Source organism: Ignavibacteriales bacterium (assembly GCA_026390575.1).
Taxonomy (GTDB): Bacteria; Bacteroidota; Ignavibacteria; order UBA10030; family UBA10030; genus Fen-1298.
Map to the genome: position 1 here is coordinate 282497 of JAPLFR010000001.1, position 14527 is coordinate 297023.

A 14527-nucleotide genomic window follows, 5' to 3' on the forward strand; every position below is an offset into this window, starting at 1 on the left:
GATATTGAGCGATGAAAGATAAAATTATAAATTTTTTTACTGATGTCTCGAAAGAGATGGCAAAGGTGACATGGCCTTCGCGTGAAGAACTCATGGAGTCAACAAAAATTGTCATCCTTGTCACGTTAATTATTTCGGCTTTTACGTGGATTGTGGATTTTGTGGTAGCCGGAATTCTCAAAGCAATTCTTTAATCTCGGGGGGATGAACTTTGGATAAACGATGGTATGTATTACGAACGTATTCTGGACACGAAGCGAAGGTGAAGACATACCTAGAAACCGAGATTGCGCGCATTGGATTACAGGAAAAGATTTCAAACGTACTCATTCCATCAGAAAAAGTTTTCGAGATTAAAGATGGAAAGAAGAAATCACGATTGAAGAATTTTTTCCCCGGATACATTTTAGTTGAAGCTGTTCTTGATAAGGAATCAACGCACCTTATTCTTGAAGCACCATCGGTGATGGGATTTGTACCGGACAAAAATAATCCGGCGCCATTACAACCGGAGGAAGTGCGGCGCCTTATCGGAAAGATGGAACAAAAGGAAGAGACGCAGCTTCTCGATGTTCCATTCCATGTTGGTGAACCGGTGAAGGTGACGGAAGGACCATTTAATAATTTTAATGGATTTGTTCAAGAAGTGAATTCCGAAAAACTCAAAGTAAAAGTGATGGTGAGTATCTTCGGGCGCAAGACACCTATTGAGCTTGATTTTTCGCAGGTAGAAATAGAAAAATAATTAGATTGTTTGAGAATTAATAATGTAAGGTATTAAGTATGGCAAAAAAGATAACAGGATTCATTAAGCTCCAAATCCCCGCCGGTCAGGCAAATCCTGCACCGCCAGTTGGTCCCGCTCTCGGTCAAAAGGGTGTGAATATTATGGAGTTCTGCAAGCAATTCAATGCCAGGACGAAGGATCAACAAGGACTTATCATACCGGTGGTCATCACGGTCTTCAGTGATAAATCGTTTACATTCATAACGAAGACACCGCCTGCGGCGACATTATTGCTGCGAGCGACAAAACTGGAAAAAGGTTCCGGCGAGCCGAACCGCACAAAAATCGGCAAAGTGACAAAAAAACAAGTTCGCGAAATTGCAGAATTGAAAATGCCCGACTTGAATGCGGCAAACATCGATTCAGCAATGAGCATGATAGCCGGTACAGCCCGCAGCATGGGCATTACGGTCGAAGACTAAGACTGTTGGAGATGGAGTTCAGACAATGAGACAATATAGCAAACGATACAAAGCTGTTGCAAAAAAAGTTCAACCCAAAAACTATACTATTGCTGAAGCGGTTAGTATAGTCAAAGAGACTGCTTCTGCAAAATTTTCTGAGGCGGTTGATATTGCCATTCGCCTCGGACTCGATCCAAAGAAGGCAGACCAAGCGCTTCGCGGCACAGTTGCATTGCCGCATGGAATTGGTAAAGAAGTTCGTGTGCTCGTGATTGCGAAATCGCCGAAGGATGATGAGGCCAGGGCGGCGGGTGCCGACCATGTTGGATACAAGGACTATTTAGAAAAAATTCAGCAAGGGTGGGCGGATGTCGATGTCATTATTGCCTCTCCAGATGTCATGGGTGATCTTGGAAAGCTTGGAAAAATTCTTGGTCCACGCGGTTTAATGCCGAATCCCAAAAGCGGTACCGTGACAGTTGACGTAGCAAAAGCAGTGAAGGAAGTAAAAGCTGGCAAAATTGAATTCCGAGTCGAAAAGGCTGGCATTGTTCATGCCACCATTGGTAAAGCAAATTTTGAAAAAGAAAAATTAGTTGAGAACATTAATTCGTTTCTCAGCACCATTATGCGCTTGAAACCTGCAACAGCAAAAGGAACGTATGTTAAAAGTATTGCCATTTCCACAACGATGGGACCTGGCGTGCATATCGACCGAGCTGAAGCGGGAGCGCATGCATAATAGAAATTACGCACTCACGTTCGCTTGAAACGTTGAATGCCTCTGCGAAACAGAGGGCTTCTCATTCGACAACAGGAACTAACGTAAAGGAAAACCATGAAACGCAGTGAAAAAGAGGCGATCATCGCCGAAGTTGCTGAGAAAGCTGCGCGTGCTATAGCAATGTACTTTGCTGATTTCTCCAAACTGACGGTTGCAGAAGAAACAGAACTGCGCCGCGAGTTCCGGAAATCCAGTGTCGAGTACAATGTTGTGAAAAATACACTCGCACGCAAAGCACTTGAGCAGTTAAGCGGTTATGATCGTGTGTTTGATAAGCTTGTTGGACCTACCGGTATCGCGTATTCGTACGACGATCCGTCGGCGCCGGCGAAAATTATCAAGAAATTTTCCGAAAAAACAGGAAAGTTGAAACTCAAAATAGCCGTTGTCGAAAAGCAAGTCTACGAAGCCACAAAGCTCGAACAGCTTGCAAGTATGCCGACGCGCAAAGAATTAATTGCTGCCATTCTCGGAAGCGTGAATGCACCTGCTTCGGGCATCATCGGTGCGGTGAACGCAGTCGCACGTGATCTCGTCTATGTCGTAGATGCTATTGAGAAGAAGAAAGCAGCTTAATCAGAATTTGAAAACTATTATTTAAGGAGAATTACAATGTCAGTCGTTGCTGAAATCGTAGAGAAAATTGAAAAACTTACGCTCCTCGAAGCCGTTGAATTAAAGAAGGCGCTCGAAGAGAAATTTGGTGTTACAGCCGCTGCCCCGATGATGATGGGCGCCGTTTCCGCCGCCGCTGCACCTGCAGCAGTCGTGGAAGAAAAAACAGAGTTTAATGTCGAATTGAAGAGCGCGGGTGCGCAAAAAATCAACGTCATTAAGGTCGTACGTGCAGCAACAGGTCTCGGGTTAAAAGAAGCCAAAGATCTCGTCGATGGCGCACCGAAGACAGTGAAAGAAAGCCTTTCGAAAGATGATGCTGAAAAGCTGAAAAAAGAACTCGAAGATGCCGGCGCTACGGTCGAGCTGAAATAAATGAAGTAGCACATCCTTTCCACCTGCCTTGAGAAAGCGCTAAAGAATAGCAGGGGAGTACGAACTATACAAATGAAAATTTTGTTCAGAATGTGGAGGATGCATAGGTCGCTAAGCCGATGGTTCTGCCGAGGAATCGGGTTCATGAACTCTCGGCTTATGCTGTATATAGAATAGCAATCGGCGACAGGGCTGTAGATAGTCATTAGTTAATGAAATTTATTGTTCAACCGGAATGGTTGAATTCGAAAATCTTATTATCATCAAGGAGTGGTTACGTTGAAAAACCAATCCAACGGTTCCAAAGAGCGTATTTCGTTTGCGCGCATTCCGTCAGTCATAGAAACGCCTGACTTACTGAACGTCCAAATCGATTCGTTTAACAATTTTCTCCAGGCCGATATACCTCCGCATCGCAGGAAGAAGCTTGGCTTGCAGCAAGTGTTTGAAATGAATTTTCCAATCACCGATGCACGCGAGAATTTTCTCCTCGAGTTCTCGGAATACTATGTCGAGAAACCTAAGTATTCCGTTGTCGAATGTCAGGAGCGCGGTTTGACTTTCGCTGTTCCATTGAAAGCGAAACTGCGATTGTCCGCCAAGAAAGAAGGCGGCAAAGAATTTGTCGATACGATTGAACAGGAAGTCTATTTGGGCAATCTTCCGGCGATGACACATCGCGGCACCTTCATCATTAACGGGGCCGAGCGCGTGGTCGTGAGTCAGTTGCACCGTTCACCGGGCGTATTCTTTGGCGAATCGGTTCACCCAAATGGTACGATGATGTATTCAGCACGCATCATTCCATTTCGCGGGTCATGGGTGGAGTTTGCTACGGACATCAATAATGTGATGTATGCGTACATCGATAGGAAAAAGAAATTTCCGGTCACGACATTACTTCGTGCATTGGGATATTCTTCAGACGACGATATTCTCGATTTGTTCGGACTTGTGGAAGAGATCGAAATAGCAAAGGTCGACTTGAAAGATTTCATCGACCGAAAAGTATGCAGCGATGTCTTTGATAAAAAAACCGGCGAAGTCTTCATCAACAAAGATACAAAACTCACCGATGAGCATATCAAGCAGATTAAAAAAACAAGCTTGAAAAAGCTTCGTTTGCTCAAAACCGATGATGCAGCATCAAGCTCTGTCATCGCAAACACGATTCTCAAAGATGCTGCACGTTCCTCGGAAGATGCGTTAGAAGCTATTTATACACAATTGCGTTCAGGTGAAGCCCCCGATCTTGATACCGCAAAAAATTTAATCGACAGGTTGTTCTTCAATCCAAAACGCTACGATCTTGGTGATGTCGGCAGGCACCGGATGAATATTAAACTCAACTTGAATATTCCTGAAGATGTTACCACGCTGACAAAAGATGATATCATTGCCATCGTAAAATATCTCATTGATCTTCAGCAAGGCAAGCGTTCAGTGGACGACATCGATCACTTGGGAAATCGTCGCGTCCGGACGGTTGGCGAACAACTCGCTCAGCAGTTTAACATCGGCTTGTCCCGAATGACACGTACGATTCGTGAACGGATGAACTTGCGTGATGCAGAAACAATCACGCCGCAGGATTTGGTAAATGCGCGAACGATTACAAGCGTTATCAATGCGTTCTTTGGAACAAACCAGCTTTCGCAATTCCTCGATCAGACAAATCCGCTGGCAGAAATGACGCATAAGCGCCGTGTCTCTGCGCTCGGACCAGGCGGTCTTACACGTGAACGCGCCGGTTTCGAAGTCCGAGACGTGCACTATACGCACTATGGCCGGCTGTGTCCAATTGAAACACCGGAAGGTCCGAATATCGGTCTCATTTCCTCACTCTGCATACATGCGCGCATTAATGATTTCGGTTTTATCGAAACACCGTACCGCAAGGTGAAGAATGGCAAGGTAATAGAAGAGATTGAATTCCTGACCGCCGAACGAGAAGATGCAGTCACGATAGCACAAGCGAACGCAATTCTCGATGAACGCGGACGTTTCACTGAAGAAAAAGTAAAGGCGAGATACCAAAGCGATTATCCCGTAACTGAACCGGAGAAAATTCAGTATATGGATGTCGCACCGAATCAAATCGTCAGCGCAGCAGCAGCACTGATACCATTCCTTGAGCATGACGACGCAAATCGTGCATTGATGGGATCGAATATGCAGCGCCAGGCAGTTCCATTATTACAGCCGGAAGCGCCTGTCGTAGGAACGGGACTGGAAGAAACAATTGCCCGCGATTCGAGAACTATTATCGTTGCGGAACGCAATGGCACCGTGGAATCTGTGGATGGCGACAGCATTGTCGTCTTATACGATATTGACGAGAACAGCAACGAAGCAATCATCAGCTTCGATGACAAGAGGCGCGTTGAATATAAGTTGACAAAATTCCTCCGAACTAATCAAGATACATGCATCAACCAGAAACCCGTGGTGAAGGAAGGCCAACGCTTCAAGCGAAATGATGTTTTGGTAGATGGCTGTGCAACAGACGGCGGAGAATTAGCGCTTGGCAGAAATATTCTGGTCGCGTTTATGCCATGGCGCGGGTACAACTTCGAAGATGCAATTATCGTCAGTGAACGCATTGTGTCCGAAGACGTTTTCACTTCTGTACACATTGAAGAATTTGAGCTTCAAGTTCGGGATACAAAACGCGGCGAAGAAGAACTGACTCGCGAAATTCCGAACGTCAGTGAGGAAGCAACGAAAGATCTCGACGAAAATGGAGTGATCCGCATCGGTGCAGAAGTGAACGAAGGCGATATTCTCATCGGCAAGATTACACCTAAGGGTGAAACCGATCCAACGCCGGAAGAGAAACTCCTGAAGGCGATCTTCGGAGAGAAAGCCGGTGATGTGAAAGACGCATCGCTGAAAGCTCCTCCAGGTATGAAAGGAATTGTTATTTCGACAAAGCTCTTCAGCCGGAAGAAGAAAGATACGGAAAGTAAAAAAGAAGACAAGAAAAAGTTGGAGTCTCTTGAACGATCACGCCGTAAGGAAGTGAAAGAGTTGGAAGAGAAGCTTGGGTATAAATTAGACCAGGTTCTCGAAGACGAAAAATCGATCGGCATTCGAAATACGGATGGAGAAATTGCTATTCGTGCGGGAGTTGTTTTCAAAGACGATACGTTCCAAAAAATGGAAAATCTCGAAAAGCTTGATTTTAATCAAGAGTGGATTGACGATAAGCGGAAACACAATATCGTCGTCCGCATTTTTGAAAATTTCCATCAGAAGATGAGCGAGATCGGAGAACTCTATCGCCATGAGAAAAATAAAATTCAACTTGGCGATGAACTTGCACCGGGAATTGTTCAATTAGCAAAAGTATACGTCGCTAAAAAACGCAAGCTCCAAGTAGGCGATAAGATGGCAGGCCGTCACGGAAACAAAGGTGTTGTTTCCATAATAGTACCTATGGAAGATATGCCGTTCCTTCCAGATGGTCATCCGGTTGACATTGTGCTCAATCCGTTGGGCGTGCCTTCCCGTATGAATTTGGGACAATTGTTTGAAGTGGCACTTGGCTGGGCTGGGATAAAGCTCGGAATGAAATTTGCGTCACCGATCTTTGATGGTGCAAAGTGGGAAGAAGTGCAAGTATGGTTAGAGAAAGCCGGAATCAGTAAAACCTCCAAGTCAGTGCTCATTAATGGGCGTTCTGGTGAGCCGTTCGATCAGGAAATTTCGGTTGGGTATATGTATATGATGAAGTTGTCGCACATGGTGGATGATAAAATTCACGCGCGTTCTATTGGACCATACTCTCTTATTACACAGCAGCCATTGGGCGGTAAAGCGCAATTTGGCGGTCAGCGTTTTGGAGAAATGGAAGTGTGGGCGCTCGAAGGTTATGGTGCGGCGAGCATTTTGCAAGAAATTCTCACCGTGAAGTCAGACGATGTGCTTGGGCGCGCAAAAGTGTACGAAGCCATCGTGAAAGGTGAAAACCTTCCAGAATCAAATATCCCTGAATCGTTCAATGTGCTCGTTCGAGAGCTGCAGGGATTGGGTCTGGAAATGAAGATTGAGTGATCGTGATGTGTGCTGCTCAAATGCAGTAATCACTCATTCAACAATGAACATAGTTTGATTGACGGAGGCGATATGCCTTATACAGATTTAGCAACAAAGAAAACTTTTTCAAAAATTACAATTAGCCTTGCATCGCCGGATATGATCCTGAGCCGCTCGCATGGCGAAGTGACGAAACCGGAAACGATCAATTACCGTTCGTTCCGTCCGGAGAAGGATGGATTGTTTTGCGAAAAGATTTTTGGCCCTGTGCGCGATTGGGAATGCCATTGCGGAAAATATAAACGCATACGCTACAAAGGCATAACATGCGATCGCTGCGGGGTCGAAGTGACGCAGAAGAGTGTTCGCCGCGAACGACAGGGACATATTTCGTTGGCGGTGCCGGTAGTACATATTTGGTACTTCCGTTCCGTGCCAAGTAAGATCGGTACCATCCTTGGGATTGCTGGCAAAGAATTAGAAAAAATTATTTACTATGAATCCTATGTTGTTGTCAGCCCGGGTACCACCGGTTTGCAGCAACTCGACTTGATTTCAGAGGATCAATACATAGAAATTCTTTCCTCCCTGCCTGAAGAAAATCAGGACTTGGACGATGACGATCCCAAAAAATTTATCGCAAAAATGGGCGGTGACGCTATTAAGGATCTTCTCAGGCGCGTGAATGTAGATAATCTTGCAGCAGAATTACGTGCTCAACTTGCAACGGAAACTTCCCAGCAAAAGAAGCAGGATGCGTTGAAACGTTTGCGTGTTGTCGAGGCGTTTCGTAATCCCGAAAGTGGTGCATCGAATAAACCGGAGTGGATGATCCTGGATGTTATCCCTGTTATTCCACCTGAGCTGCGGCCTTTAGTTCCATTAGAAGGCGGACGATTCGCGACATCGGATTTGAACGATCTCTATCGCCGTGTTATTATCCGTAACAACCGGTTAAAACGGCTCATTGAAATTAAAGCTCCGGAAGTTATTTTGCGTAATGAAAAACGCATGCTTCAGGAATCGGTTGATTCACTTTTCGATAATTCTCGCCGCGTCAATGCAGTACGTTCTGATAATAATCGCGCGCTCAAATCACTTTCCGATATGCTCAAAGGAAAGCAAGGGCGCTTCCGTCAGAATTTGCTCGGCAAGCGTGTAGATTATTCCGGTCGTTCTGTTATTGTCGTAGGGCCTGAATTACAATTGCATCAATGCGGCCTGCCGAAAGATATGGCAGTTGAGTTATTTAAACCGCATATCATCCGAAAACTTATTGAGCGCGGGCTTGTCAAAACTGTAAAAAGTGCGAAGAAGATGGTGGACAAGAAGGGTCCTGAAGTATGGGACATCCTGGAGAATATCATCGACGGACATCCAGTTATGTTAAACCGTGCACCGACGCTGCATAGACTCGGAATTCAAGCGTTTCAACCAGTGCTGGTAGAAGGCAAGGCAATTCGTATTCATCCAATGGTTTGCACGGCATTCAACGCGGACTTCGACGGCGATCAAATGGCAGTACACGTACCGCTTTCCTATGAAGCCCAGCTCGAAGCGCGTATGCTCATGCTTTCGAGTCACAATATTCTTTCACCTGCAAGCGGCGCGCCAATAGTCACGCCAACGCAAGATCAAGTATTGGGTTGCTACTATCTAACAAAATCCAGAACGGGTGATCTCGGAGAAGGAAAAATATTTTCCTCACCGCAAGAAGTTATTATTGCGTATGATCAGGAAAGAGTTGGATTACATGCAAGGATTAAGGTACGCATTGAGGCAGAGATAGTCGAGACGACAACAGGGCGCATTATATTCAATCAAATTGTTCCAAAGGAAATTCCATTTGTGAATGAATTGTTGAATAAAAAACGTCTTGTGCAGATTATCTCGACGGTATTTCGCCGGTGCGGCAATCTCGTGACAGCAAACTTCCTTGATCAATTGAAAACATTGGGATTTGCGTATGCAACGAAAGGCGGACTCTCTGTCTCTATCGGCGACGTTGTTATTCCACAAGAAAAAATTGATCTCGTTAAAAAAGCGCAAAAGGATGTAGAAAATGTGGAATCGCAATACTTCCGCGGTTTCATAACCAATGGCGAGCGTTATAATAAGGTAATTGATATTTGGACTCGCGTTACGAGCAGAATTGCAGATCGGTTATTTGATGCATTGCAGCACGACCGAAATGGATTTAACTCTCTTTATATGATGGTGGATTCAGGGGCTCGCGGTTCGAAGGAACAAGTTCGTCAGCTTGCCGGTATGCGCGGCTTGATGGCGAAGCCGCAAAAAAGTATGTCGGGTGCGACAGGAGAACTCATCGAGAACCCGATCATAGCAAACTTCCGCGAAGGTCTTTCTATTTTGGAGTACTTCATCTCTACGCACGGTGCTCGTAAAGGTCTTGCGGACACCGCCTTAAAAACAGCCGATGCAGGGTATTTAACGCGCCGGTTGATTGACGTTGCACAAGATGCGATCATCGGTGAAATCGATTGTGGTACGATCAAAGGCGTTACAACAAGCGCGTTAAAAGAAGCGGAAGATATTAAAGAACCGTTAGCGGAACGCATTCTTGGTCGTGTCTCGCTGCAAGATATTGTAGATCCGATTTCAAAAGAAGTGATTGTGCACGGCGGTGAACTTATCGATGAAGAAAAATCACAGCAAATTACTGAAACGTCTATAGAAACAGTCATCATTCGCTCCGTGCTCACCTGCGACTCGCGTCGCGGTGTGTGTGCAAAATGTTATGGCCGTGATCTCACGACAGGAAATCTTGTGGAACCGGGAATGGCGGTTGGTGTTATTGCGGCACAATCCATTGGCGAACCTGGTACGCAGTTGACATTACGTACATTCCATACAGGAGGCACAGCAAGTCTTATAGCAGCGCAATCGCAGATCATTTCTAAGTTTGATGGACATGTGAAATATGACGGAATTAAATTCCTCGAGTTCACAAAAGAAGATATGACTCGCTTGATGGTCTCTGGCAGAAGCGGAGTGATTAATGTGTTAGACAATGACAACCGCATGCTCACGAAATACGATGTACCCTATGGTGCTACATTATTGCTGCGGGATGGTGCAAAGGTTACAAAAGGCGAACTCGTCTACGAATGGGATCCGTACAATGCGGTTATTGTTTCGGAACATGGCGGAACGGTTGAGTATATCGATATGAAAGAGAACCTGACGTATCGTGAAGAGCCGGATGAGCAGACGGGACACATTCAAAAAGTTGTTATCGATAGCCGTGAAAAGAGTCTTATCCCTGGGATTGCAATTATCAATAAAAAGGGAAACAAGGTTTCATCATACCCAATTCCGACACGGGCACATTTGAATGTTGATGATGGTGAAGTAATTCAACCTGGGGCAATTCTCGTAAAAATTCCGCGCGACATCGGTAAGACACGTGACATCACCGGCGGCTTGCCGCGTGTCACTGAACTTTTTGAAGCTCGGCATCCGAACGATCCGGCTGTCGTCGGTGAAATTGATGGAACGATATCTATTGGTCAACCGAAACGCGGTTCGCGGGAAGTATTCATCGAAAGTCCTGATGGCAAAGATAAACGTACCTATCTCGTTCCATTGGGTAAGCATCTGTTAGTTCAAGATGGAGATCTCATTCGTGCAGGCGAACGCTTGTCAGCCGGCTCGATTGATCCGCACGACATTTTGCGGATTAAGGGAACAACTGCAGTGCAGGAATACCTTGTAAACGAAATTCAAGAAGTGTATCGTATGCAAGGTGTGAAAATTAACGATAAACATATCGAAGTGATCGTGCGGCAAATGATGCAGAAGGTTCGAATCGCAGATCAGGGTGATACGAAATATCTTGAAGGCGATCATATCGATAAGAACCTCCTAAACGACGAAAATGAAAACCTTACAGACAAGGTCATTGTGATCGGCAAAGGCGATGCGAAGTTAAAGGTCGGCCAATCAGTTGTGAAGAGAACTGTGCGTGAGATGAATACAGATCTCAAGAAGAAGTCGAAGAAGGTTGCTGAGTTCCGTGATGCATTACAAGCTACGTCGGATCCAATTCTTCTCGGTATTACACAAGCATCGTTGACAACGGAAAGCTTTATTTCAGCCGCATCGTTCCAGGAAACAACGAAAGTGTTAACGGATGCAGCGATAGAAGGAAAAATTGATCATCTTCTTGGTCTGAAAGAAAATGTTATTATGGGCCACCTCATTCCTGCAGGAACAGGACAGAAGAAGTTCAAAGATATCGTTGTTTCAGCACCTGAGCCGGTTGTTGCAGAAGCATCTGAGGAGATGTCGGAAGAGACAATTGTATCCGAAGTTGAAACAAAGAAAATCAAGCGGAAAGTAAAATTAGCAGAATAATTTTTCACCATAAGAAATGATTTGCGTTGACTTCTAAAATAAAAAACATTATATTAAATAACTTTTAATCGACGTAGAATCAGGAAATTTTGGAGAGTGAGAATTGCCAACAGTTAATCAACTTATTAAAGATAGTCGAGAGAGGGTGCTGTGGAAAAGCAAATCGCCTGCTCTCGGTGGCAACCCTCAAAAAAGAGGCGTGTGTACACGTGTGTATACAACAACGCCAAAGAAACCTAATTCAGCTTTACGTAAGGTTGCTCGTGTTCGTTTGACAAATGGAATTGAAGTAACGGCATATATTCCTGGTGAGGGACACAACCTTCAGGAACATTCAATCGTTCTTATTCGCGGTGGAAGAGTGAAGGATTTGCCCGGAGTGCGTTACCACATTATCCGTGGCACTCTGGATACGCAAGGTGTGCAGGATCGAAAGCAAGGACGTTCAAAATACGGAGCTAAGAAACCTAAGCAGTAATGTACTAACCGATGAGAAAAAAAAGAGCCATACGACGGCGTGTAACGCCAGATCCAAAGTTCGGTGATGAACTTATTTCCCGTTTCGTGAACAGTGTTTTGAAGGATGGGAAAAAGAATATCGCGCGTAATATTGTCTATAGCGCGCTTGATCAAATTGGACAAAAGACTGAAAAGAATCCTTTAGAAGTATTTAAAAAAGCGGTAGACAACGCGTCTCCGCTGATTGAAGTTAGAGCACGAAGAGTTGGTGGTGCGACCTATCAGGTTCCTACAGAAGTTCGTCTCGAGCGACGAACCGCTCTTGCAATTCGTTGGCTTATTACTTATGCCCAAGAACGCTCGGATAAATCAATGTCACAAAAGCTTGCAGCAGAGTTGCTTGCTGCATCTTCAGGTGAAGGTGGTGCGGTGAAGAAAAAAGATGATGTACACCGTATGGCCGAAGCCAATAAAGCTTTTGCGCATTTTAGGTGGTAATTTTTTTCCATAGCTGTATTTCATCCACCCAGTCTTGAATAATGAAGTCTGTGGGTTGGAGTGTGTAGTTATTTATGCCTCGTGAGTATTCTTTAGAAAAAACTAGAAATATTGGCATCATGGCACATATTGATGCTGGTAAGACGACTACGACAGAACGTATTTTGTTCTATACTGGTCGATTGCATCGTATTGGTGAAGTCCATGACGGTGCTGCAACGATGGATTGGATGGAGCAGGAGAAGGAACGGGGTATTACGATTACTAGTGCAGCGACAACATGTTTCTGGCGCGACAATCAAATTAATATCATTGATACACCGGGCCATGTTGATTTTACGATTGAAGTCGAGCGTTCGCTTCGCGTGCTCGATGGCGCTGTTGCTTTGTTCTGTTCGGTTGGCGGTGTAGAGCCACAATCTGAAACAGTCTGGCGTCAAGCCGATAAGTATGGTGTGCCTCGAATAGCATTTGTCAATAAAATGGACAGAGCTGGTGCAGATTTTCTTGCTGTCATAGAAATGATGAAATCGCGTCTCAAAGCAAATGCGGTACCAATTCAATTGCCTGTTGGTGAAGGTGATATGTTTGCGGGTATCATCGATTTGATTACAATGAAAGCCAGGATGTATCATGAAGAGACGCAAGGGGCTACATGGGATGAAATTGACATTCCGGTAAAACTCAGACCCAAGGCAAATGAATATCGAATAAAGATGCTTGAAGCGGTTGCTGATGAAGATGATACATTGCTCGAAAAATATCTGAACGGGAAAGAAATTTCTCCAGCAGAGGTTATAGAGGTTTTAAGGCGTTCTACACTCAAAGGCGGAATTATTCCAGTTCTCTGTGGCTCTTCCTTTAAAAACAAAGGCGTACAAGATCTGATGGACGCAGTTGTTGATTTCTTACCGTCACCCAAAGATATTAACAACGGTGAGATTCATGGACACCATCCTCACAAACATGATGATGTTATCCGGAAGATAAGCGATGATGGACCGTTCACAGCGTTAGCGTTTAAAATTATGAGTGATCCTTTTGTCGGCAGATTGACATATTTCCGGGTTTATTCTGGAACGCTTTCTGCTGGTTCCTATGTGCATAATATTATTACAGATCGAAAAGAACGCATTGCCCGTATTCTTCGAATGCATGCGAATCATCGTGAAGAAGTGCAAGAAGCTTACGCAGGTGATATTGTAGCAGCAATTGGTTTAAAAAATACTCGCACAGGTGATACGCTTTCGACTGAAGAGGATCCTATTATTCTTGAGCGGATGGAATTTCCTGATCCTGTCATCGATGTTGCTATTGAGCCGAAAACAAAAGTTGATTTGGAAAAGATGGGTGAGGCAATGCAGCGTCTCGCAGAGGAAGATCCTACATTTCGAATCTCTACCAATGAAGAAACAGGACAAACAATTATCAGCGGTATGGGTGAATTACATCTGGAAATTATTATAGATCGGATGCGGCGTGAGTTCAAGGTAGAAGCAAATGTTGGAAAGCCGCAGGTTGCGTATAAAGAAACGATTACGAAGAAAGTAACAGCAGAAGGCAAATTCGTTCGCCAATCGGGCGGTCGTGGTCAGTTTGGACATGTGTGGATTGACGTTGAGCCGAATGAAAAAGGCAAGGGCTTTGAGTTTGAAAATGATATTGTCGGTGGTGCGGTTCCAAAAGAATATATTAAACCAACCGAACAGGGTATTATTGAGGCAATGCGAAACGGAGTGCTTGCCGGATATCCCATGGAAGATATTAAGGTACGATTGTTCGACGGATCGTTCCATGCAGTTGACTCATCAGAAATGGCATTTAAAATTGCTGGTTCCATGGCGTTTCAATCTGGAGCAAAAAAAGCCGGACCGGTATTGCTTGAACCAGTAATGGCAGTTGAGGTTGTGACTCCCGAAGAATACCTTGGCGATGTCATGGGCGATCTTAATTCTCGCCGCGGTAAGATAGAAGGAATGACTCCGCGAAAAGATGCGCAGGTGATAAAAGCGCATGTACCGTTATCAGAAATGTTTGGCTATGCGACGCAACTGCGTTCGATGACACAAGGCAGGTCGCTTTATACAATGCAGTTTTCACACTATGAACCTGTACCAAAGAATATTGCGGAAGAAATTGTGGAAAAAGTTCGCGGAAAAAGTAATGCAGCCGCGTAAGGTTTTTATTCAA

The 14527-nt window shown here is 44.8% G+C and carries 11 protein-coding genes; all 11 read left to right on the plus strand.

Annotated elements, in window-relative coordinates:
* The first annotated feature begins 11 nt into the window (after positions 1–11).
* Entirely contained in the window at positions 12–194 is a 183-nt protein-coding gene (gene secE / locus NTX44_01265; GenBank protein MCX6120231.1) for a preprotein translocase subunit SecE, read from the plus strand.
* A 17-nt stretch (positions 195–211) separates the two neighbouring features.
* Positions 212–745: a transcription termination/antitermination protein NusG gene (gene nusG / locus NTX44_01270; protein MCX6120232.1), complete on the plus strand. Its 534-nt coding sequence runs from the start codon at positions 212–214 to the stop codon at positions 743–745.
* 38 nt (positions 746–783) lie between these two features.
* Positions 784–1209: a 50S ribosomal protein L11 gene (rplK, locus tag NTX44_01275; protein ID MCX6120233.1), complete on the plus strand. Its 426-nt coding sequence runs from the start codon at positions 784–786 to the stop codon at positions 1207–1209.
* A gap of 25 nt (positions 1210–1234) precedes the next feature.
* On the plus strand, positions 1235–1933 hold the full coding sequence (gene rplA, locus NTX44_01280; protein MCX6120234.1) for a 50S ribosomal protein L1: 699 nt from the start codon (positions 1235–1237) through the stop codon (positions 1931–1933).
* A gap of 96 nt (positions 1934–2029) precedes the next feature.
* Entirely contained in the window at positions 2030–2551 is a 522-nt protein-coding gene (gene rplJ / locus NTX44_01285; protein ID MCX6120235.1) for a 50S ribosomal protein L10, read from the plus strand.
* Positions 2552–2587: 36 nt separating this feature from the next.
* Positions 2588–2965 (plus strand): 50S ribosomal protein L7/L12, encoded by a 378-nt coding sequence (gene rplL / locus NTX44_01290; protein MCX6120236.1) that lies wholly within the window; start codon positions 2588–2590, stop codon positions 2963–2965.
* A gap of 279 nt (positions 2966–3244) precedes the next feature.
* Positions 3245–7021 (plus strand): DNA-directed RNA polymerase subunit beta, encoded by a 3777-nt coding sequence (rpoB, locus tag NTX44_01295; GenBank protein ID MCX6120237.1) that lies wholly within the window; start codon positions 3245–3247, stop codon positions 7019–7021.
* Between the two features lie 72 nt (positions 7022–7093).
* A complete protein-coding gene (gene rpoC, locus NTX44_01300; protein ID MCX6120238.1) occupies positions 7094–11380 on the plus strand; it encodes a DNA-directed RNA polymerase subunit beta' in 4287 nt (1428 codons plus the stop codon).
* Between the two features lie 103 nt (positions 11381–11483).
* Complete coding sequence (gene rpsL, locus NTX44_01305; GenBank protein MCX6120239.1) at positions 11484–11858, plus strand: 30S ribosomal protein S12; 375 nt, start codon at positions 11484–11486, stop codon at positions 11856–11858.
* Positions 11859–11869: 11 nt separating this feature from the next.
* Positions 11870–12337: a 30S ribosomal protein S7 gene (gene rpsG, locus NTX44_01310; GenBank protein MCX6120240.1), complete on the plus strand. Its 468-nt coding sequence runs from the start codon at positions 11870–11872 to the stop codon at positions 12335–12337.
* 74 nt (positions 12338–12411) lie between these two features.
* Positions 12412–14514 (plus strand): elongation factor G, encoded by a 2103-nt coding sequence (gene fusA, locus NTX44_01315; GenBank protein ID MCX6120241.1) that lies wholly within the window; start codon positions 12412–12414, stop codon positions 14512–14514.
* The last annotated feature ends 13 nt before the right edge of the window (positions 14515–14527 follow it).